Here is a 19,553-nt window from a genome sequence, read left to right as displayed (position 1 = left end):
GTTCACACACATCCCAAAACGGAGACAAGCCTCATGACTTCCATCTCGAATTATCGCGGCATCATTCCCGCCATTTCCTGCCCCTTCACGCCCGACCACCGCATCGACGAGCCCGCGCTGCGCAGGCTGGCATCGTGGCTGGCAGGCCATGAGGGCGTGGTCGCCGTGATGACCAACGGCCATACGGGCGAGGTGTTCGCGCTGACGCCGGCCGAGCGCGCCGAGGTCACGCGCATCGTGGCCGACGAGCTGCGGGGCCGGCTGCCCGTGATCTCCTCCATCGTCTGCGAAGGCCTGGCCGATGCGGCCGAGCATGCGCGTGCCGCCCAGGCCGCAGGCGCGGTGGCGCTGGATGTGATGCCGCCCCACCACTGGCTGCGCTTCGGCTTCACGCCCGGCCATGCGCTGCAGTACTTCGAGGCCATCCACCGCGCCGCGCCGGACCTGGACCTGGTCTGCCACGTCTACCCGGCCTGGACGCGTGCCTCCTACTCCTCGCAGCTGCTGGCCGAGCTGGCGCGCCTGCCCTACGTGCAGGCCTTCAAGGTGGGCCAGCGCGACATGAACAAGTACGCCCGCGACATCCAGGCCATCCGCGAGGCCAATCCCGCCAAGGCCATCCTGACCTGCCATGACGAGTACCTGCTGGCCTCCATGGTCCAGGGCGTGGACGGCGCCCTGGTCGGCTTCGCCACCTTCATCCCCCAGCTCATCATCGACCTGTGGAATGCCGTCAAGGCCGGCGACCTGAAGAAGGCCATAGCGGTGCAGGCCGTGATCACGCCGCTCAAGGACGCCGTCTACGGCGGCGGCGAGCCCACGGGCGAGGCCCACGCCCGCATGAAAGGCGGCATGTACCTGGCCGGCGTGATCGACGACGCCACCGTGCGCCCGCCCACCGAGGCGCCCAACGCCCAGGAGCTGCAGGCCCTGCGCGCTGCCGTGGCGCAGGCCGGGCTGCTCAAGCGCTGAACGCAGGCCGCAGGCCACACACAGACATAGACACAGGCTCTTGCCGCGCAACCAGCCTGGCCCGGCCCGAGCTGCGCGGCCCCTTCGGACAACAACAAAAGCACGACAGGAGACAAGACACCATGCAACGCCATCATTTCCTCCGCGCGGCCCTGGGCGCTGCCGCAGGCGCCGCCCTGCTGGCGCTGGCCGGCCCGGCCGGTGCCCAGGCCTGGCCTGCCAAGCCCGTGCGCGTGGTCATTCCCTTCCCGCCCGGCGGCACGCTGGACGCCGTGGGCCGGCAACTGGCGCAGAAGCTGGGCGAGCAGACGGGCCAGCAATTCATCATCGACAACCGGCCCGGCGGCAACGGCGTGATCGGCGGCGACATCGTGGCCAAGGCCCCGGCGGACGGCTACACGCTGCTGTTCAACGCCTCCACCTTCACCACGGCGCCCATGACCATGAAGACCGTGCCCTACCAGGTCAACCGGGACTTCGCCCCCGTGGCCCTGGTGGCCAAGGCGCCGCTGTCGGTGGCCATCAACAAGAACCTGCCCATCACCGACATCAAGTCGCTGATGGCCTATGCCAAGTCCCATCCGGGCAAGATGACCTTTGCCGTGGGCTCCATCGGCTCGGCAGGCCACCTGTCCACCGAACTGCTCAAGCGTGCGGGCCAGCTGGACTACCTCATCGTCCCCTACAAGGGCACGGCCCCCGCCTTCCAGGACCTGATCGGCGGCCAGATCGACGGCTTCATCGACCCCATCCTGGGCTCCCTGCAGTACCACAAGGGCGGCATGCTGCGCGTGGTGGCGGTCACCTCGGCCCAACGCGCGCCCAGCCTGCCCGATGTGCCCACGGTGGGCGAGACCATTGCCGGCTACGAGTTCTACAGCTGGTACGGCCTGTGGGCGCCGGCCAAGGTGCCGGCCGACATCATCAAAAGGCTCAACACCGAGGTCAACAAGGCGCTGGCGGGCGATCTCAAGGACAAGCTGCGCGAGCAGGGCCTGCTGCTGTCGCCGGGCAGCGTGGAGGACTTCGCCAGGTTCCAGGCCAGCGACATGGAGCGCGCCCAGAAGATCGTGACCGAGGGGAACATCCGTGTCGAATGAACTGCGCCACGCCGTGGTCACCGGCAGCAGCAGCGGCATAGGCCGCGCCATTGCCCAGTCGCTGCTGGATGCAGGCTGGCGCGTGACCGGCCTGGACCTGGCGCCCGCCAGCCTGGCGCATGAAGCCTTCCACCCGCTGCGCGTGGACCTGTGCGACGGCCTTGCCATTGCCCAGGCGGCCCAGGCCAACCGGGACCGGCCCGCCCCCGATGCCCTGGTCCATGCCGCAGGCGTGCTGCGCGTGGGGCCGCTGGGCCTGCTGGACCACGCGGGCGGCGAGCTCATGTGGCGCCTGCATGTGGATGCCGCCACGCGGCTGGCCGACGCCATCGTGCCCGGCATGGCCGCGCGCGGCGGCGGGCGCGTGGTCTTCATCGGCAGCCGCGTGGCCCAGGGCATGCCCGGGCGCGGGCAGTACGCGGCCACCAAGGCCGCGCTGGTTGCGCTGGCACGCAGCTGGGCCGCTGAAGTCGCTGGCCAGGGCGTGACGGTGAACGTGGTCTCCCCGGCTGCCACGGCCACCGCCATGCTGGGCGACCCCGCCCGTGCCGGCAGCGCGCCGCGCCTGCCGCCGCTGGGCCGGCTGATAGAGCCGGCCGAGATCGCCGCCCTGGTCGGCTACCTGCTGTCGCCGCAAGCCGCCGCCATCACCGGGCAGGACATCGCCATCTGCGGCGGCTCGTCGCTGCCGCGCTGAGATCACCCCGACACCCATCCTTCATCCGCAAGCACCATGAAAATCGTCAACATCCTCGAATCCACCCGTCCCATCAAATCGGACATCCGCAACGCCTACATCGATTTCTCGAAGATGACGCTCAGCCTGGTGGCCGTGGTCACGGACGTGATCCGCGACGGCCGCCCCGTCATCGGCTACGGCTTCAACTCCAACGGCCGCTACGGCCAGGGCGCGCTGATGCGCGAGCGCTTCATCCCGCGCGTGCTGGAGGCCGAGCCCGCCAGCCTGCTGGACGACAGCGGCGACAACCTGGACCCGCACAGGATCTGGGCGCGCATGATGATCAATGAAAAACCCGGCGGCCACGGCGAGCGATCGGTGGCCGTGGGCACCATCGACATGGCCGTCTGGGACGCCACGGCAAAAATAGCGGGCAAGCCCCTGTACCAGCTGCTGGCCGAGCGCTACGGCAGCGGCACGCCCAACCCGCGCGTCTTCGTCTATGCCGCTGGCGGCTACTACTACCCCGGCAAGGGCCTGGACGGCCTGCGCCGCGAGATGGAAAGCTACCTGGAGCGCGGCTACTCGGTGGTGAAGATGAAGATCGGCGGCGCCTCGCTGGCCGAGGACTGCGAGCGCATCGAGTCCGTGCTCAAAATTCTGGGCCCGGGCCAGCAGCTGGCCGTGGATGCCAACGGCCGCTTCGACCTGGCCACCGCGCTCGACTATGGCCGCGCCCTTGGCCAGTACCCGCTGTTCTGGTACGAGGAAGCCGGCGACCCGCTGGACTACGAACTGCAGGCCCGCCTGGGCGAGGTCTACCAGGGTCCCATGGCCACGGGCGAGAACCTGTTTTCCATGCAGGACGCGCGCAACCTGATCCGCCACGGCGGCATGCGCCCGGACCGCGACTGGCTGCAGTTCGACTGCGCGCTCAGCTACGGCCTGGTCGAGTACCTGCGCACGCTGGACATGCTCAAGGCCCATGGCTGGTCGCCCAGCCGCTGCATTCCGCACGGCGGCCACCAGATGTCGCTGGCCATTGCCGCCGGCCTGGGCCTGGGCGGCAACGAAAGCTACCCCGACCTGTTCCAGCCCTATGGCGGCTTCCCCGACGGCGTGAAGGTGGACAACGGCCACGTCACCCTGCCGCCGCTGCCGGGCATAGGCTTCGAGGGCAAGGCCGACCTGATCGCCGAGATGCGCGCGCTGGCGGCCTGAGGCGCACCCCATATCTGACGCTCCCCAACGGAAAAGCCCGCTCCCTACAATGCAGCCTCAGCGGTCGGTGTACCGCCCTTGTACCTTCGGCGCCCGGTCATCCCGGGCGCCCATTAAACCGCCGTGTATCCGGACGGCGGTGGCTGATTGAACGGAGCCCATCCATGAACCACATTCCTGCGCGCCGCTCGGCGCTGCGCCAGGCGGCTGCCTGCGTGCTGGCCGCCTCCACCCTGTCCAGCCTGCCTGCGCTGGCCGCCGAACCCGCCGTGCTGCGCGTCTCGGCCATCCCGGATGAAGCTCCCACCGAGCTGCAGCGCAAGTTCGAGCCGCTGGGCAAGTACCTCTCGGCCCAGACCGGCATGAAAGTGGTGTTCACGCCCGTGACCGACTACGCCGCCGTGGTCGAGTCGCTGGCCACGCGCAAGCTGGACCTGGCATGGCTGGGCGGCTTCACCTTCGTGCAGGCCAAGATCCGCACCAACGGCACGGCCATCCCCATCGTGCAGCGTGAGGAAGACGCCAAGTTCACCTCCAAGTTCATCACGGCCAACCCCGCCATCAAGACCCTGGCCGACCTCAAGGGCAAGAGCTTCGCCTTTGGCGCGCCCTCGTCCACCTCGGGCAGCCTGATGCCGCGCTTTTTCCTGCAGCAGGACGGCATCAACCCCGAGAAGGACTTCAAGACCGTGGCCTTCTCCGGCGCGCATGACGCCACCGTGGCCTTCGTGGCCGCAGGCAAGGCCGAGGCCGGCGTGCTCAACGCCTCGGTCTGGGACAAGCTGGTGGAGACCAAGAAGGTCGATACCAGCAAGGTGCGCGTGTTCGCCACCACGCCGCCCTACTTCGACTACAACTGGACCGTGCGCGGCGACCTGGACCCGGCCCTGGTCAAGAAGCTGACCGACGCCTTCCTGGCGCTGGACCCGGCCAAGCCCGAGCACAAGGCCATCCTGGAGCTGCAGCGCGCCGCGCGCTTCGTGCCCACCCAGGCCTCGAACTACGAAGGCATCGAGGCTGCCGCCAAGTCGGCCGGCCTGCTCAAGTAAGCCGCAGCAGGCGCAATCCATGAGCTTTGAACTGGAAGGCGTGGGCCTGACCCACGCCGGCGGCGGCATTGCGCTGCGCGGCGTGACGCTGGCCGCACGCCAGGGCGAGGCCATTGCGCTGATCGGCCCCTCGGGCGCGGGCAAGACCACGCTGCTGTCCGTCATCGGCACGGCGCTGGCGCCCAGCCAGGGCCGGCGCAGCGTGCTGGGCAACGAGGTGCCTGCGTCCAGCGCGGGCGCACCCCGGCTGCTGCGCGCGCGCATCGGCACGGTGCACCAGGCGCCGCCCATACCGCCGCGCCAGCGCGTGGTCACGGCGGTGCTGGCCGGGCGGCTGGGCCGGTGGCCGGCGTGGAAGGCGCTGGCTTCGCTGCTGTACCCACAGGACACCGCTGGCGCGCGCGAGGCCCTGGCCCGCGTGCAGCTGGCAGACAAGCTGTTCGCGCGCTGCGACCAGCTCTCCGGCGGGCAGTTGCAGCGAGTGGGCATTGCCCGCGTGCTCTACCAGCAGGCCGAGCTCATCCTGGCCGACGAGCCCGTGGCCGCGCTGGACCCAGCCCTGGCCCTGTCCACCGTGCAACTGCTGGTGCACGAAGCCGCCGCGCGCGGCGCCACCCTGGTGGCCAGCCTGCATGCCGTGGACCTGGCGCTGGCCTGCTTTGCGCGCATCGTGGGTATCCGCGATGGCGCCATCGCCTTCGACCTGCCGGCGGCTGAAGTCACGCAGGAACACCTGCGTACGCTGTATGGGTCCGAGCATCCTGGCGATGATCCCTCCCGCCCTGCGTGGACACCCGCGCCCGCCGCCTTTGCCGCACCGCTGTCCGCATCCGCATGCCGTTGAGTTCCGATCTGCACGCGCTGCGTGATCCCGCCGCGCCCCGCCGCCTCGGCGCACTGGTACTCGCCGCCGTCGTTCTGTGGCCGCTGTTCCAGGGCGCAGGCTTCAGCCTGGGCGCGCTGTTCGATCCCGGCAACCTGCAGGTCATCGGCCGCTTTCTGGCCACGTTTCTGCCGCCCGAGACCGGGCGCGACTTCCTCGGCTACCTGGGCCGCGCCACGCTGGAGACCCTGGCCATTGCCACGGCCGGCATGGCCCTGGCCTTTGTGCTGGCCGTGCCGCTGGCCTACCTTGTCACGGGCGCCGCGCGCGAGCGGCGGGCGCTCAAGCCCGTCACGCGCGGCCTGCTCACCATCCTGCGCGGCGTGCCCGAGCTGGTCTGGGCCCTGGTCTTCGTGCGCGTCTTCGGCCTGGGGCCGGCCGCTGGCGTGCTGGCCCTGGGACTGACCTATGGCGGCATGCTGGCCAAGGTCTATGCGGAAATCCTGGAGTCGGCCGACCCCGCACCCGCACGTGCCCTGGCGCAGGCGGGCGCGCGCCGGCCGCTGGCCATGCTCTACGGCCTGCTGCCCCAGGCAGCGCGCGAGCTGACCTCGTACACCGTCTACCGCTGGGAGTGCGCCATACGCGCCTCGGTGGTCATGGGCTTTGTGGGCGCGGGCGGCCTGGGCCAGCTCATGGACCAGGCCATGAAGATGCTCAACGGCGGCGAGGCCTCCACCATCTTGCTGACCTTCATGCTGCTGGTCTGGGGTGCCGACCTGCTCTCGCGCGGCCTGCGCCGCGCGCTGGACACGCCACCCGCCGCGCGTGCCAGCGCCTGGGGCTGGCGCAGCGCCCTCACCTGCGCCGCCCTGGCGCTGGGCGTGGCCGCCAGCTTTGCCATGCTGGAGATGGACCTGCCCTCGCTGTTCACCGGCGCGGCGGGCCGGTCCATGCTGGAGTTCGTCATCAGCTTCTTCCCGCCCGACACCAGCGCCGAATGGCTGCGCAAGGTGGCCGTGGGCGTGTGGGAGACGCTGGCCATCTCCGTGGTAGGCACCCTGCTGGCGGCCGTGCTGGGCCTGCTGCTGGCGTTGCCGCGCTGGCGCGCTCCCTGGAGCCTGGTGCTCAACGTGCTGCGCTCCGTGCCCGAGCTGGTCTGGGCCACCATCACCGCCCTGGCCGTGGGCCTGGGCCCGTTCGCAGGCGCGCTGGCGCTGGCGCTGCACACGGCGGGCGTGCTGGGGCGCCTGTATGCCGAGGCCCTGCAGAACCAGCCCGCCGCCCCCACCCAAGCGCTGCGCCTGTCCGGCAGCGGCCGCGCCATGGCCTTCCTCTACGCGACGCTGCCCGGCGCCGCGCCGCAGTTGCTGGCCTATACGCTGTACCGCTGGGAGATGAACATCCGCATGGCCGCCATCCTGGGCTTCGTGGGCGCGGGCGGGCTGGGGCAGCTGCTGTACTTCGAGCTGTCGCTGTTCCACTATGCCCAGGCCAGCACCGTCATCATCGCCATGCTGGCGCTGTCCGTGGCCGTGGACTGGGCCAGCGCGGCGCTGCGCAGGCGCATGGGTTAGGCCGAGGCACCCTCGCCTTCCTCCTCGACCAGGTAGTCGATCAGCGCCCGCAGCTTCAGCGGCACATGGCGCGTGGGCGCATAGACCGCATGCACCACGCGCGGCGCGTACTTGCCGCACAGCGCCCAGCCCGGCAGAACGGGTGCCAGCTGCCCGGCCTGCAGCGCCGCCTGCGCGGCAAAGTCGGCCACCACGCCTATGCCCGGCCCCTGCTGCAGCGCGTGGATGATGCCCAGGCTGCTGGCAATGGTGATGGGCGTATTCACCAGCAGACGCGTGGCGGGCGCGGCCGCAGGGTGGAGCGGGCGCAATTCCACCTCGTTCTGGAACTGCCCGTAGCCCAGGCTGATGAAGGGATGCGCCAGAAGTTGCCCGGGCTCCGTGATCTGCGCATGCCGCGCCAGATAGCCGGGCGTGGCCACCAGCACATAGCGGATGGTCTTGAGCGGCCGCGCCACCAGCCCCGGCGCGATCTGGCCCGGCACGCTGATGCGCAGGCCCAGGTCCAGCCCCTCGGCCACCAGGTCCACCATGCGGTCCGTCATGTCCACCTGCACCTGCACCTCGGGCCAGCGCGCGCAAAAACCCGGCAGCAGTGGCGACAGCCAGATGTCGCCCAGCACGGCCGGCGCGCTGATCTTCAGCAGCCCGCGCGGCTGCTGGCGCAGCTGGCCGGCCAGCGCCTGCACGGCCTGGGCATCCGCCACCAGCCGCAGGCAGGCCTGGTGGATCTCGGCCCCCGCCTCGGTCAGCGACAGCGAGCGCGTGGTGCGCTGCAGCAGCCGCAGCCCGAAATGCGCCTCCAGCCGCCCCACGCTGCGGCTCACGGCCGAGGTCGTCAGCCCCAATTGCCGGGCCGCGCCCGCAAAGCTCTGGTGCTCCACCACGCGGGCGAAGACCAGCATTTCATCCAGGGGCATGGCGGTATCGGGCAAGGCGCCACTCCGGTCTTTGTTGCATGGCAGGCAATATTAATTTGAATGACTGGCGGATTGTTGATTGATTGCAGGGTCTGCAAGATACGCCCATGCGCTCCATACCGAAGCGCGCCCAGGAATCGACACCATGTCCCACAGCCCCAGCCTCACCTCTGCAACCTCACCCACACGGCCCCGAACCAGCCAGGGCGGCACCTGGCGCATGCTGCTGGCCATGGCGCTGTCGGGCACCATCGGCCTGCTCGTCGTGGAAAGCGCGCTGCCGCCGCTGCTGGTCGTATTCGCCCGCTGCGTGCTGGGCGCACTGGGCCTGGGCCTGTGGCTGGCTTGGCGGCGCGAATGGGTCGCCCCTCAAGGCCGGGAATGGCTGTGGCTGGCCGGGGGCGGCATCGCCCTGGTATTGAACTGGGTCGCCCTCTTCAGCGCCTACCACTACAGCTCCATCGCCGTGGCCACCGTGGTCTATCACGTGCAGCCCTTCATGCTGCTGGCCCTGTCGGCGCTGCAGGGCGAGCCCGTCGAACGCCGCAAGCTGCCCTGGCTGCTGCTGGCCCTGCTGGGGGTGGCACTGAGCAGCGGCCTGGTCGGGCTGGACGGCATGGATGCATCGCATGCTGGAACAGGCGCATGGGTCGGCGTGGCCCTGGCCCTGCTGGCCGCCGCTCTCTACGCAGGCACCACGGTCGCCACGCGCCGCCTGGGCCACATGCCCTCGGCCCAGATCGCCATGCTGCAGATGCTTGCGGGCGGACTGGTGCTGAGCCTGTGGGCCCTGCCGCTGCTCACCCATATCGCCGCAGCCAGCCCACAGTTGCTGTCAGCGCGGGCCGCCTCCATGGTGCTGACCCTGGGACTGGTCCATACGGCCTTCATGTACACGGTGATGTATGCCGCATTCCAGCGGCTGCCGGCGCCCGCCATTGCGGCACTGTCTTTCGTCTACCCCGCCATGGCCTTGCTGGTGGACCTGGTCTGGTTTGGCGCTGTGCCGTCGGCGGCGCAGTGGGCGGGGATGGGCTTCATCCTCGTCGCAGTCGTGGGTCATCGCGCAGGCATTGCATTGCGCCGCCATTGAGCCCCTGTGAATTCCGGAGATTTCCGGAATTCATCCATCCTTCATGAAATGCACCCAATTGTTTCAATATATTTCCAATAAAGAGATGCACAGTACATTTCGAATTATTTATATCCCTTCAGCCCGTATGCTCTGCCGGCTTTCCGCCATTCGCATTCATTCAGCCGGAATACAGAGGGAGAAATAATTGGCCACTATCGAAAAAGGATTGATGGTAGACAAAAGCGTCGAAGTCAAGACCTATCCATCCATAGAGCACGGCGCCTTGCTGGCCGTAACCTCCATCGTGCTGCACCGCACAGACTCGTCCACGGCCGCCAGCGTGCTCAATGCCTACAAGAGCGGCCAGAAGACGGGGGCGCACTTTCTGATCGAGAAGGACGGGAAGATCTACCAAACCGCCAGTCTGGAAAAGATCTGCTGGCATGTGGGAATTCTTCAGCCGCGCTGCGTCAACGAGAGCACCTGCGATCCCACGGAACTCAAGAACATCAATGCCCTGCTGCACCAAAAGGGCCTGAGCTTCAGCAAGCGGGCCAAGAATGTGTCATCGCACGAGAACACAAAGGCCTACCCGTTGCGCTATCCGGCCAACAGCGACTCCGTGGGCATCGAGGTGGTGGGCCGTTTCCTGCCATCGACCAAGGATTACGAGGCGCCCACCCAATCGCAGCTGTTCCAGACCAAATGGCTGACCCAGCAATTGGTGGACCACTACAAGCTCAAACTGCTGTCCGATGTCTACTCCCACGGCGCCATTGCCCGCAAGGAGGCGACCGAAGGCGCCCAATTGCTGCGCTACATCTTCACGGGAGCCTGAGCCATGCCATCCAGCCAGCTTTTCAACAATCCCTCTCGCAGCCTGCGCATTGCCGCCTGGGCTGCCGTGATGCTGTGCCTGCATGCGCCGTTGCAGGCCTCATCTACTTCCACATCCACGCCCAAGCACGCGGCCAAGGCGGCACCCATTTCCGTCATCGGCCCGGTCACCCGTTCCGTGGGCACGGGCGAGACCATGGGATGCGAGAAAGTCAGCCTGGACGCCGCCGACGTGGCCCGCTATTTCGCGACGGCAAAGCAAGTCTCGGCTGGCAGCTTCCACGAGGAATCCATCATCCTGCCCTGCAGTTTCAGCGGACGGCTGCTGCGCTCGGGCAAGGTCTATGAATGGAATATCAACGCCGCCGGTGCCGGCTACCTGCGCAGTGAAGATGGTGAACAGGACCTGCGCTACCTGTGCCGCAAGGCCTGCGAGAAGGCATTGCCGCAGTTGACGGGGCTTTGACCTGTTGTTCAGACATTGTCTACAAAGGCGTCTTGTCACTCCGATTGAGTGGCGCCCCATCCTCCTGTCAAACACAGCGGATACGATGGCGCCTTCCACAATATTCCCAACAGACCATGGACCGACTGATTTCCCAAGGAATGCATTCCTTCAGCCAGGGCGACCACGCGCGCATGCATGCGCTATGGTCCGGCACCACGGTTTTCAGCCATCTGGACAACGAAGCGATTGCCAGCCTCTTGACCAGTATTCAGGCCACTGCCGAATCAGGCCAGGGTAGCGAATGGTCATGGCTGATGCTGTGCCTGGTGTATCTCGATTCCAGTGACCAATTCACCGAGGACCGCAGTGCGGCATTGCGCCAGGTCGGCGAATGGGCACAGCGCGCACTGGCGATGTCACCAGGCAATGCCTATGGACACCGCTATTTGGGCAGTGCCCACTATTGGCTGGACGAACCCGAGCCCGCGCTGGCCGCCTACCGCAAGTCTCATGCCTTGCAGCCCCAGGCGGACTTGCAAGCCCGCATCTTCGAGATGGAGCATGCCGTGCCCTGGCGCAGCATCTTTTCCTATCCCGAGTTGGCTGATAGCCCGGCGGCACCCGACTACTACACGGCCGGCGTGACCGTGGGCAAGTGGAAGCGCCCCGACACGGATGCAGCGGCCCTGCAGGAAATCGAGCGCCTGCAGACCACACTCTACGAACGCTGTCTGGAGCGCTTCGCCAGCGCCGGCACGCCGGCAAACGGCCAGGAGGCCGCGCCCGCCGCGCTGGACATCCACACCTATGCCATGTGCTGCAACAACCTGGGCGTGCTGTACAACGCGCAGGAACAGTACGAGCAGGCGGCCGCCGTCCTCGAAGCCGGGCTGCAGCAGACCTGTTTCCAGGCCCTGCTGGAAAACCTGCGCCATGCCTATCGGCAACTGGGGAACCGCAAGCAAGCCACCGACCTGTCACTGCTGCTGATGGAGGACTACGCGCTTGATACCGGCCTGTATCTGGACTGCGCGCAGACCGCGTGCGCCTATCTCAACGAGACCAGCCACCACCAAGACGTCCTCGACATCGTGGCCGAAGCCGAGCGCCGCTATGCGCAGCTTTCGCCGCAGCAACAGCAAGCGCAATGGGAAGTTCGCAGCATGAGCTTCGTTCATGCGCACAAGGTCACCGCCCTCAGGGCCCTGGGCCAGCTCAAGGCCTCGCACCTTCAGCCTGAACTGGTCGAGATCGCCCTGCGCCACGATCCGGGCGATGCCCAATTGCTCGGCATACGCGCCCACATGCAGGGAGCCCGCCAGCAGGTGGGGGGAAAAGGCGGATTCTGGTCGCGCCTGTTCGGCTGAGCCACACCGGGCGACCGGGCCACCAAGAAATGTAGGGCACCCAAGATGCTGGCAACCCTCAAAACACCCCCAGCGCCAGCCCGGCCCCCATCGCCTCCCCCAACGCCCGGCACTGCTCCAGCTCAGCTGCGGCAATCCGCTTGGGCGCCAGGATGGCTTTGGTGGTCTGGGCGTGGGTGCAGATGATCAGGGGCTCGGCCACGGGCTTGAGGCGCCAGCCGGTGGCGATGCGGGCGATCTGGCGGGCGGCGTTCTGGCCGTCGCTGCCCGCGCAGATGAGGCTGGCATAGGGCCTGCCATTGAGGTGCTCCAGCGCCGCGTAGTAGCTGCGGTCGAAGAAGTCCTTGAGCTGCCCGCTGATGGCGGCCAGGTTTTCCGGGGTGGCGAAGAGGTAGCCGTCGGCGGACAGCACATCGTCGGGGCCGGCCGCGGAGGCATGCAGCAGGCGCACCTGCACGCCCTGGCCTTCGGCCGCTGCGCCGTCGCGCGCGGCCTCGGCCATCTGGCGGGTGCCGCCGGTCATGGAGTGGTAGACGATCAGCAGGGTCTTGCTTGCGTTCATGCCGCGAGCATAGACCGATGGAGGGAGAACCGGGCCGCTCCCGCCACGATGCGGCTCAGGTAACCCCCCTGCCGGCCCCATCCGTCAGCGACGCCACGGAAGGCCTGATCCATTGCGGATCATCGAGCTGCCGTTGAATGCAGTCGCGCAACCATTGATGCGCGGGATCCGCCTGATGGCGCGGATGCCAGGCCATGCGCATGGGCTGCACCTGTACTTCGATGGGCAAGGCAAACACCACCAGCCCCAGCGATGCAGCCATGCCATGCGCCGTGCGTGTCGGCACGCAGGCCACCAGGTCGGTGCGGGAGGCCGCAATCAAGGCCGAGAACGAACTGGGCACCAGCAGCGCCAGTTGCCGCTGTAGGCCCAGCGCCTCCAGGGCAGCGTCCACGGGCGAGCTTTCACCCGGGCGCTGGGTGATGCCGACGTGGCGCGCGGCGGCGAACTGCGCGGCGCTCGGCCGTTGCGACTTTCTGGCGGACTTCAACAGGGGATGGCCGGCGCGCACGACGCCCACCAAGGTCTGCTCCGATATCACCAGGCTCTCGGTTTCCGGGTCCATGCTGCGAAAGCTGCCCACGTCCAGGTCGATGCGGCCTTCGCGCAGGGCCCCCGGGTCGGCATGGGTTTCGGGCAGGAACTGCAGGCTGGCCAGCGGCATTTCCGCCTCCAGCGCACGCGAGAGGCTGGCACCGAAGACGACGGCAATGCCTTCGGGCGCCCGCACCACGAAGCGGCGGCGCAGGCCCGCCAGTCCTCCCGCGTCGACAGGGTCCTGCAGCGCCCGCGCCTGGGCCAGCAGCGCGCGCACCGGCTCCGCCAGGGCCAGGGCGCGCGGCGTGGGCACGAGGCTGCGGCCCGCACGCACCAGGATGGGATCGCCAAACGCCTCCCTGATGCGTGCCAGCGTATGGCTCATGGCGGGAGTGCTCAGGTGCATGCGCCCGGCCGCCTGCGTCACGCTGCCGGTGCTGAGCAAGGCATCCAGTGCAATCAGCAGGTTGAGGTCGTATGTGTTCGCCATGCGAAATCATACGTTCAATACATTGCACTGTACAAAATCCATACCGCTCCCGACACTGGCGGCCGTTACCTCAACCCAAGCCCTCGCCGCTGCACGCCCATGACGCCCACGCCCACAACCTCGCTGACTTCCCCGCCCGGTCGGCGGAACCTGCCCCGGCTTTGCTTCGCCATGCTCGTGCTGACGCTCGTCCTTGCGGCCCTGGACCAGACCATTCTTTCGACCGCCCTGCCCGTGATGGCCCGCGAACTGCCGGGCCATTGGCCGCTGGCCTGGGTGTTCTCGGCCTATCTGCTGGCGGCCACCGTGGTGATTGCGCTGTACGGGCGGCTGGCCGATGTGCTGGGCAGAAAGCCCATGCTGCTGCTGGCCATCGGCCTGTTCCTGGCCGGCTCCCTGGCCTGTGGTGCCAGCCATGACCTGCAGCAGCTGGTGTTGGCGCGTGCCCTGCAGGGCGCGGGCGGCGGCGGGCTCATGACGCTGACGATGCTGACCCTCGCCGACCTGTTTGCGCCTGAACAACGGGCCCGCTACCAGGGCCTGCTGGGCGCCGCCTATGGCGTATCGACCATGGTCGGCCCGCTGCTGGGCGGGGCGCTGGTGGAGCATCTGTCCTGGCACTGGGCGTTCTGGCTGAATGTGCCGCTCGCAGGGCTGGCCTGGGGAGTGCTGGCATGGGCGCTGCCCGCCAGGGCGGCTGCGCCGGAGGCTGCCGCCGAGCCCCGGCCCCGCCAGCGCATCGACTGGCTGGGTGCCGTGTTGCTGGCCGCAGCCCTGGTCAGCCTGCTGCTGGCCACCCAGCACAGCCACCTGAATCTGCCCGAGCAGCTGTCGCTGTGGGTGCTGCTGGCCCTGGGCGCCAAGTTCGCCCTGGCATTCTTCGTGCGCCAGCGCCGCGCCACCCATCCGCTGCTGCCCCTGTCGCTGTTTGCCCACCCGGCCTACGCGGCGGTCAGTTTCCTGGCCCTGTCCACGGGCGTTGCGCTGTATGCGGCCGTTGTCTTCCTTCCGCAGTATCTGCAGATTGGCCTGCACCTGTCGCCTACCGGTTCCGCCTGGCACCTGGCGCCACTGATGGCCGGCATCACCGCAGGGGCCATTGGCAGCGGCCGGCGCCTGCGCGCCCAGACGCCAGCCGCGTCGCTCGCCCGGGTGGCCTGCGTGCTGATGCTGCTGTCGTTCGGGCTGATCACCGCGGCCTTGCACTGGCTGCCGCAGGCGCCGCTGGCCCTGTCCGCAGGACTGCTGCCGCTGGGCCTGGGACTGGGGCTGATGTTTCCCATCATCACCGTGGTGGCGCAGCGTGTGTCGCCGGCCCGGCACCTGGGCATTGCCACGGCGGCACCCGTCATGCTGCGCAGCCTGGGCGGCGCCGCCGGCGTGGCCTTGCTGGCAGCCCTGCTCACCCATTTGATGAAACAGGAGCTGGCTGCGGCCAGCCCCCTGGCAGCACAGGCCGATGCCGTTACCGCCGCGCTGGGCCACGGGCTGCAGGCCATCTTCGGCTGCGCGGCGCTGGCGGTTCTGGCGGCGTTGGCTGCCTGCCGATGGCTGCCGGCGCGCAAAGCCGCAGCCCGTGACGGCCAGGGAGCCCCTGCGGCGCAGAGCGCCGCCATTCGCCGAGGTGCGGAAGGCGCCTAGGCCGCCAGGTGCCTCAGAAATGCCTCAGAAATCCACCGAAGCCGATACCACGAAGGTGCGCGGAATCATCGGCGAGACGGCGCCCCAGGACGTGACACCGGCCCAGGCCTTGCGGTCGGCCACGTTCTGCACCGTGGCGCGCAGCGTGGTCTTGCGGCCCGCGATGCGGGTGGCATAACGCAGGCCCAGGTCGGTGCGTGTCCAGCCCGGGATGCGCAGGCGGTTGGCCTGGTCCACGAACTGGGCGCCGGTGTATGCCAGGTCGCCGACCAGGGTCAGGCCCTCAAGGGCGGGCACATCCCATTCCACGCCCAGGTTGGCCAGCAGGCGCGAGGTGCCGATGGGCCGGTTGCCCACCAGCGCAGGCGTGGCCGAGCGCGTGATCTCGGGCTTGAGCCAGGTCACGCCACCGAGCAGGCGCAGGCCGCGCGCGGCCTCGCCGTAGGCATACAGCTCCATGCCCAGGTTGCGCTGCTCGCCATTGGTCTTGTAGACGCCCTGGTCCAGGCCGCCGCTGGGTTTTTCAATGCTGAACAGGGCGGCCGTGGCCATGAAGCTGCCGAAGTCGTACTTGCTGCCCACTTCGTACTGGCGGCTCTTGTAGGGACGCAGCACCTCGCCGTAGTTGCTGGCCGCGGGCGGCGCGATGTCGCCCTTGCTCAGGCCTTCGATGTAGTTGGCGTAGAGGCTCCAGTTGGGCGCCTGGCGCCAGACCACCCCCACGGCGGGCGTGGTCACGCTCTCGTCGTAGACATTGGCGGTGCCGCCCGTGAGCACGTTGTAGTTGGTGGACTTGATGGCCTGGTGGCGCAGGCCCAGCGACAGTTGCAGCCGGTCCTGCAGCAGCGAGAGCGTGTCCACCAGCGCCAGGCTGGTGTTGCGGTTGTCATGGATGCGCGGAATGACCGAAGGCCGCGCAATGCTCTGCGGCGCGTGGGCAATGGGCGCATAGATGTTGGACACCACGGTGGAGCCCGCCTGCAGCGCGCGGTGAAAATCCTCGCGGTAGCTGGCCAGCTGCAGCGTGACCGAATGCTTGACACCGGCCAGCGCAAAGCGCGAGCGCAGGCCCGCGTCGATGGTGCTGCGGTCCACGTCGAACACCGCGTAGGTGGGCGTGATGCTGGTGGCGCCCGCCGCACTGGTCAGGCGCGGGGCCGAGTCGTAGATGCGGTCCACATCGGCGCGCGACTGGCCGATGTTGGCGAACAGCGTGAGCTGCTGCGTGAGGTCCAGTTCGGTGCGCAGCAGCACGGCGCGCTCGCGGTTCTTGGACCATTCCCAGGGCTGGGTCACGTTGCGCCGGCCATCGGGCGCAGCAGGCATGGAGGTGAGTCCCGTAGGCATGATGGGCCGGCCCACGCCGTCGATGCGCTCGTCCTGCGAGAGCAGGTCCAGCGTGGCACGGAAGCGCTCCACCTCGTAGTCCAGCGCCACGGCCAGCACATGGCCGTCGGTGCTTTGATGGTCCATGGACGTATCGCCGCCGTACTTGCTGGCGTTCACACGGATGCCGTACTGGGCCTCGTCGCCGAAGCGCCGGCCCACGTCGGCATGGGCACGCCAGAGGCTGTCCGAAGTCCAGCCCGTGGTCAGCCGCGCCACGTCTTCATTGGCACGCTTGGGCGCGATGTTGATCACCCCGCCCACCGAGCCATTGGGCGACATGCCGAACAGCAGCGCGCCGGGCCCCTTGACCACCTCGATGCGGTCCACGTACTCGGTGCGCACGCGGTAGTTGGGAGCAATGCCGTAGATGCCGTCAAAGGCGATCTCGCCCGAGTTGCCCTCCCAGATCGGAAAGCCCCGGATATAGAGGTTGTCCACGTTGCCGCCCGGCAGCACGGTGTAGCGCACGGAAGGGTCGCGGTTCACCGCCTCGGCAATGGTGCCGGCCTGCTGGTTGCGCACGGCCTCGGACGTGTAGCTGGTGGTGCTGAACGGCGCCTGCATGTTGCCGGTATTGCCCAGCACGCCCAGGCGCACGCCCTTGGCCACCTGCCCGCCGGCGTAGGGCGCGGGCAGCAGGCTCACATACTGGTCGCCGGCCGTGACGGTGATCTCGGACAGGCGGTGCGCGTTCTCAGGCGCGTTGGCGGCAGTGGGAAGCAGGGTCAGCGTACCGCCCTCGATGCGCCCCTGCAGGCCGCTGCCCTGAAGCAATGCCGCCAGGCCCTGGCGCACATCGTGGCTGCCGTTGAGCGCCGGGGCCTGCCGGCCCTGCACCAGTTCGGAGGAGTAGGTGAGCTGCAGCCCCGCCTGGCGCGCAAACTGGCTCAGCGCCTGGGCCAGCGGCTGGGCCGGCACGTCGAAGGACACCGATTGCGCGGCGGCCAACTGCAGTTGCAGGCCCAGCACCAGGCCTGCACATGCATGAAAAACCGCTGTGCGGCGGAGACGGAGGCGGAATCGGAATCGGGAGGACTTGGGAGCGGACATAAGGACTTTCTGGAAGACAGGCTCATTGCGAATCGCCGGCACAGGCAGGGCGCCCGGCCTTTCATATGCAAATACGAGTCACTCCCAAAAACCCTGAAAAAAACTTCACGGCTCCGCGCGCCCGCCGCGCCGCGCAATCCGCAGGCCGCCGTCGTCCAGCACGCTGACCTGCACCGGGGCGAACTGCGGCAGCCCGCGCAACCATCGCTCGGCCTGGGCAATGCGCACATGGCCGCTGATGGCCAGTTGCGCCGCGCCCTCCTCCACCACCAGGCGGCGCCGCGTGTAGCGGCCCAGACGGTGCACGACGCGGCCCAGCGGTTCCTGCTCGAAGACCAGTTCGCCCTCGCGCCAGGCCGCAGGCCGTTGCTGGAGCTGCGGCTGCCAGGCAGCGCCCTCGGCATCTCCTTCGCCGCCGTCCAGGGGAATGCGCAGCGACTGGCTGTCCTGCAGCAACTGGCTGCGTCCGGTGGCCGCATGCTCCACCCGCACCTGGCCCGACTCCACCTGCACGCGCACCGCATCGGGCTCCAGTTCCACGCCAAAGCGCGTGCCCAGCACGGTCACGCGCAGGGGGCCAGCCTCCACCACAAAGGGCCGTGCCGCATCGCGCGCCACGGCAAAGAAGGCGGCGCCTTCCAGCAGCTGTGCCTGTCGCAGGTCGGCACGGTAGGTCAGCGCCACGCGGCTGGCGGCGTCCACGCGCAGCACGCTGCCATCGGGCAGCTCCAGGCTGCGCTGCACGCCCGTGGCGCTGGCCAGTTCACCTTGCCACAGCACGCGGCGGCTCCACATCTGCCAGGCGGGCCAGGCCGCGCAGGCCATGCCGGCCACGCCCAGCAGTGCGCCCAGGGCACGCCGCCGCCGCTTTCTGGAGGAGGCCTGCAAGCCCGCCTCCACCCCGCCGCGCCAGCGCAGCAAGGCGGCTTCCAGGCAGGCATCGGCCTGCATCAGGTCGCGCTCCACGGTGTTCAGGGAGACCTGCAGGCGGTCGGCGATGTCGGCCTGCCGCTCGCCATGCAGGCGGTGGGCCAGCAAGGCGGCCTGCATGCGCTCGGGCAGGTCTGCAATCGTGCGCTCCACCACGGCCAGTGCCTGCCGGTACATGGCGCGGTCAGCCACATCGCCTTCGGCCTCGGGCTGCAATTGCGCCCAGTCGTCCATGCAGCGCTGCTGCGCACCGCGCTGACGCAGCCTATCTATCGCCAGATGCTTGGCCGTGGCAAACAGGTAGGCCCGCGCGGCTTCGAGCGTGGGCGAGCTGCCATCGGGCAGCTGCGGCGGCGCATCGGCCAGGCGCAGCCAGGTTTCCTGGGCCAGTTCCTGCGCCTCGTCACGGCTGCCGGTCTTGCCGGCCAGATAGGCCACCAGTTGCTGCTGGCAGGCACAGAAAAGCTGGTGCCAGCGCGCAGCGGTCCAGGAAGCGGAGGGGGTGGGCATGGCCGGGGGGGAGGTGAGGAATCGACAACGAGAATGACTATCATTCTAGTTTTGTTTGATCCAGGCAGGCCCGGCCGCCGGGCCATCGAAGGCAAACTGTCCACCCATCAGCATCCGGACCACATGCCCATGGTCTTCTTGGCGATCACACCTACCGGCTTGGCACAGGCACTTCGCGCCGCCACCGAAAGCGACGCCATCTGGTGCGGCAGCGACGCGATTTCCGAGGCCGACTACGCCGCCCGACAGTGGCCCAACCTCAGCCGCTTTGCCTACTCGCTGGAGGACCGCGTTTTGATCGACGATGCCGTGTCCACCATTGAGGAACACCATCCGGGGCAGACGGTCTGGGTCGAGGCCAAGGCCGTGCGGTAGC

Annotated in this window: 18 protein-coding genes; 13 read left to right on the top strand and 5 right to left on the bottom strand. The window is 68.5% G+C overall.

What is annotated here, in order from left to right:
- Positions 1 to 33: 33 nt before the first annotated feature.
- The 7 genes from DACI_RS16830 to DACI_RS16800 all read left to right on the top strand — a co-directional run bounded on the left by DACI_RS16830 (position 34) and on the right by DACI_RS16800 (position 7,421).
- A complete protein-coding gene (locus DACI_RS16830) occupies positions 34 to 972 on the top strand; it encodes a dihydrodipicolinate synthase family protein (RefSeq protein ID WP_012205180.1) in 939 nt (312 codons plus the stop codon).
- 122 nt (positions 973 to 1,094) lie between these two features.
- Positions 1,095 to 2,072, top strand: coding sequence for a Bug family tripartite tricarboxylate transporter substrate binding protein (locus DACI_RS16825; RefSeq protein ID WP_012205179.1), 978 nt, complete (start codon positions 1,095 to 1,097; stop codon positions 2,070 to 2,072).
- Positions 2,062 to 2,769 (top strand): SDR family NAD(P)-dependent oxidoreductase, encoded by a 708-nt coding sequence (locus tag DACI_RS16820; RefSeq protein ID WP_012205178.1) that lies wholly within the window; start codon positions 2,062 to 2,064, stop codon positions 2,767 to 2,769. Before DACI_RS16825 ends, DACI_RS16820 begins: the two co-directional genes overlap by 11 nt.
- Positions 2,770 to 2,805: 36 nt before the next feature.
- Positions 2,806 to 3,972, top strand: coding sequence for a mandelate racemase/muconate lactonizing enzyme family protein (locus DACI_RS16815; protein ID WP_012205177.1), 1,167 nt, complete (start codon positions 2,806 to 2,808; stop codon positions 3,970 to 3,972).
- Between the two features lie 164 nt (positions 3,973 to 4,136).
- Positions 4,137 to 5,021 carry a putative selenate ABC transporter substrate-binding protein gene (locus tag DACI_RS16810; protein ID WP_012205176.1) on the top strand — a complete coding sequence of 295 codons (885 nt, stop codon included), beginning with the start codon at positions 4,137 to 4,139 and terminating at the stop codon, positions 5,019 to 5,021.
- A gap of 19 nt (positions 5,022 to 5,040) precedes the next feature.
- Positions 5,041 to 5,865 carry a phosphonate ABC transporter ATP-binding protein gene (locus DACI_RS16805; protein WP_012205175.1) on the top strand — a complete coding sequence of 275 codons (825 nt, stop codon included), beginning with the start codon at positions 5,041 to 5,043 and terminating at the stop codon, positions 5,863 to 5,865.
- The gene (locus DACI_RS16800; protein WP_012205174.1) at positions 5,856 to 7,421 is read left to right on the top strand and encodes a PhnE/PtxC family ABC transporter permease; all 1,566 of its coding nucleotides are present in this window, start codon (positions 5,856 to 5,858) and stop codon (positions 7,419 to 7,421) included. Before DACI_RS16805 ends, DACI_RS16800 begins: the two co-directional genes overlap by 10 nt.
- Here DACI_RS16800 and DACI_RS16795 read toward each other — a convergent pair.
- The gene (locus tag DACI_RS16795; RefSeq protein ID WP_043783476.1) at positions 7,418 to 8,341 is read right to left on the bottom strand and encodes a LysR family transcriptional regulator; all 924 of its coding nucleotides are present in this window, start codon (positions 8,339 to 8,341) and stop codon (positions 7,418 to 7,420) included. The two genes, DACI_RS16800 and DACI_RS16795, sit on opposite strands and share 4 nt — an antisense overlap.
- 145 nt (positions 8,342 to 8,486) lie before the next feature.
- On the opposite strand from DACI_RS16795, the gene DACI_RS16790 reads away from it, so the two are divergent.
- The 4 genes from DACI_RS16790 (at position 8,487) to DACI_RS16775 (ending at position 12,068) form a co-directional block, all read left to right on the top strand.
- Positions 8,487 to 9,434 carry a DMT family transporter gene (locus DACI_RS16790; RefSeq protein ID WP_012205172.1) on the top strand — a complete coding sequence of 316 codons (948 nt, stop codon included), beginning with the start codon at positions 8,487 to 8,489 and terminating at the stop codon, positions 9,432 to 9,434.
- Positions 9,435 to 9,645: 211 nt separating this feature from the next.
- The gene (locus DACI_RS16785; RefSeq protein WP_043781761.1) at positions 9,646 to 10,254 is read left to right on the top strand and encodes a peptidoglycan recognition protein family protein; all 609 of its coding nucleotides are present in this window, start codon (positions 9,646 to 9,648) and stop codon (positions 10,252 to 10,254) included.
- A gap of 3 nt (positions 10,255 to 10,257) precedes the next feature.
- Positions 10,258 to 10,719 (top strand): hypothetical protein, encoded by a 462-nt coding sequence (locus DACI_RS16780; RefSeq protein WP_012205170.1) that lies wholly within the window; start codon positions 10,258 to 10,260, stop codon positions 10,717 to 10,719.
- 140 nt (positions 10,720 to 10,859) lie between these two features.
- On the top strand, positions 10,860 to 12,068 hold the full coding sequence (locus DACI_RS16775) for a tetratricopeptide repeat protein (RefSeq protein ID WP_225970938.1): 1,209 nt from the start codon (positions 10,860 to 10,862) through the stop codon (positions 12,066 to 12,068).
- Positions 12,069 to 12,126: 58 nt separating this feature from the next.
- Here DACI_RS16775 and DACI_RS16770 read toward each other — a convergent pair whose 3' ends face one another.
- Positions 12,127 to 12,630 (bottom strand): flavodoxin family protein, encoded by a 504-nt coding sequence (locus DACI_RS16770; protein ID WP_043781757.1) that lies wholly within the window; start codon positions 12,628 to 12,630, stop codon positions 12,127 to 12,129.
- A 55-nt stretch (positions 12,631 to 12,685) separates the two neighbouring features.
- Positions 12,686 to 13,657, bottom strand: coding sequence for a LysR family transcriptional regulator (locus DACI_RS16765; RefSeq protein WP_012205167.1), 972 nt, complete (start codon positions 13,655 to 13,657; stop codon positions 12,686 to 12,688).
- 171 nt (positions 13,658 to 13,828) lie between these two features.
- Between DACI_RS16765 and DACI_RS16760 the strand changes: the two genes are divergently transcribed.
- Positions 13,829 to 15,298 (top strand): MFS transporter, encoded by a 1,470-nt coding sequence (locus tag DACI_RS16760; protein WP_232244040.1) that lies wholly within the window; start codon positions 13,829 to 13,831, stop codon positions 15,296 to 15,298.
- 24 nt (positions 15,299 to 15,322) lie between these two features.
- Here the strand turns inward: DACI_RS16760 and DACI_RS16755 are convergent, their stop codons facing one another.
- Positions 15,323 to 17,656 (bottom strand): TonB-dependent receptor, encoded by a 2,334-nt coding sequence (locus tag DACI_RS16755; RefSeq protein ID WP_225970937.1) that lies wholly within the window; start codon positions 17,654 to 17,656, stop codon positions 15,323 to 15,325.
- A gap of 186 nt (positions 17,657 to 17,842) precedes the next feature.
- Entirely contained in the window at positions 17,843 to 19,177 is a 1,335-nt protein-coding gene (locus DACI_RS16750; protein ID WP_012205164.1) for a sigma-70 family RNA polymerase sigma factor, read from the bottom strand.
- Positions 19,178 to 19,300: 123 nt separating this feature from the next.
- On the opposite strand from DACI_RS16750, the gene DACI_RS16745 reads away from it, so the two are divergent.
- Positions 19,301 to 19,552 (top strand): hypothetical protein, encoded by a 252-nt coding sequence (locus tag DACI_RS16745; protein ID WP_225970936.1) that lies wholly within the window; start codon positions 19,301 to 19,303, stop codon positions 19,550 to 19,552.
- Position 19,553: the final 1 nt, after the last annotated feature.

It is taken from the genome of Delftia acidovorans SPH-1 (assembly GCF_000018665.1).
In the GTDB taxonomy this organism is placed as follows: Bacteria; Pseudomonadota; Gammaproteobacteria; order Burkholderiales; family Burkholderiaceae_C; genus Comamonas; species Comamonas acidovorans.
Note: the sequence above shows the minus strand (reverse complement) of the source record. Positions and strands in the feature narration are given on the sequence as shown.

Coding starts and splice junctions, on each gene's coding strand:
- DACI_RS16830 (WP_012205180.1), top strand. CDS start 34: ATGACTTCCATCTCGAATTATCGCGGCATCATTCCCGCCATTTCCTGC.
- DACI_RS16825 (WP_012205179.1), top strand. CDS start 1,095: ATGCAACGCCATCATTTCCTCCGCGCGGCCCTGGGCGCTGCCGCAGGC.
- DACI_RS16815 (WP_012205177.1), top strand. CDS start 2,806: ATGAAAATCGTCAACATCCTCGAATCCACCCGTCCCATCAAATCGGAC.
- DACI_RS16810 (WP_012205176.1), top strand. CDS start 4,137: ATGAACCACATTCCTGCGCGCCGCTCGGCGCTGCGCCAGGCGGCTGCC.
- DACI_RS16805 (WP_012205175.1), top strand. CDS start 5,041: ATGAGCTTTGAACTGGAAGGCGTGGGCCTGACCCACGCCGGCGGCGGC.
- DACI_RS16800 (WP_012205174.1), top strand. CDS start 5,856: ATGCCGTTGAGTTCCGATCTGCACGCGCTGCGTGATCCCGCCGCGCCC.
- DACI_RS16795 (WP_043783476.1), bottom strand. CDS start 8,341: ATGCCCCTGGATGAAATGCTGGTCTTCGCCCGCGTGGTGGAGCACCAG.
- DACI_RS16790 (WP_012205172.1), top strand. CDS start 8,487: ATGTCCCACAGCCCCAGCCTCACCTCTGCAACCTCACCCACACGGCCC.
- DACI_RS16785 (WP_043781761.1), top strand. CDS start 9,646: ATGGTAGACAAAAGCGTCGAAGTCAAGACCTATCCATCCATAGAGCAC.
- DACI_RS16780 (WP_012205170.1), top strand. CDS start 10,258: ATGCCATCCAGCCAGCTTTTCAACAATCCCTCTCGCAGCCTGCGCATT.
- DACI_RS16775 (WP_225970938.1), top strand. CDS start 10,860: ATGCATTCCTTCAGCCAGGGCGACCACGCGCGCATGCATGCGCTATGG.
- DACI_RS16770 (WP_043781757.1), bottom strand. CDS start 12,630: ATGAACGCAAGCAAGACCCTGCTGATCGTCTACCACTCCATGACCGGC.
- DACI_RS16765 (WP_012205167.1), bottom strand. CDS start 13,657: ATGGCGAACACATACGACCTCAACCTGCTGATTGCACTGGATGCCTTG.
- DACI_RS16760 (WP_232244040.1), top strand. CDS start 13,829: ATGCTCGTGCTGACGCTCGTCCTTGCGGCCCTGGACCAGACCATTCTT.
- DACI_RS16750 (WP_012205164.1), bottom strand. CDS start 19,177: ATGCCCACCCCCTCCGCTTCCTGGACCGCTGCGCGCTGGCACCAGCTT.
- DACI_RS16745 (WP_225970936.1), top strand. CDS start 19,301: ATGCCCATGGTCTTCTTGGCGATCACACCTACCGGCTTGGCACAGGCA.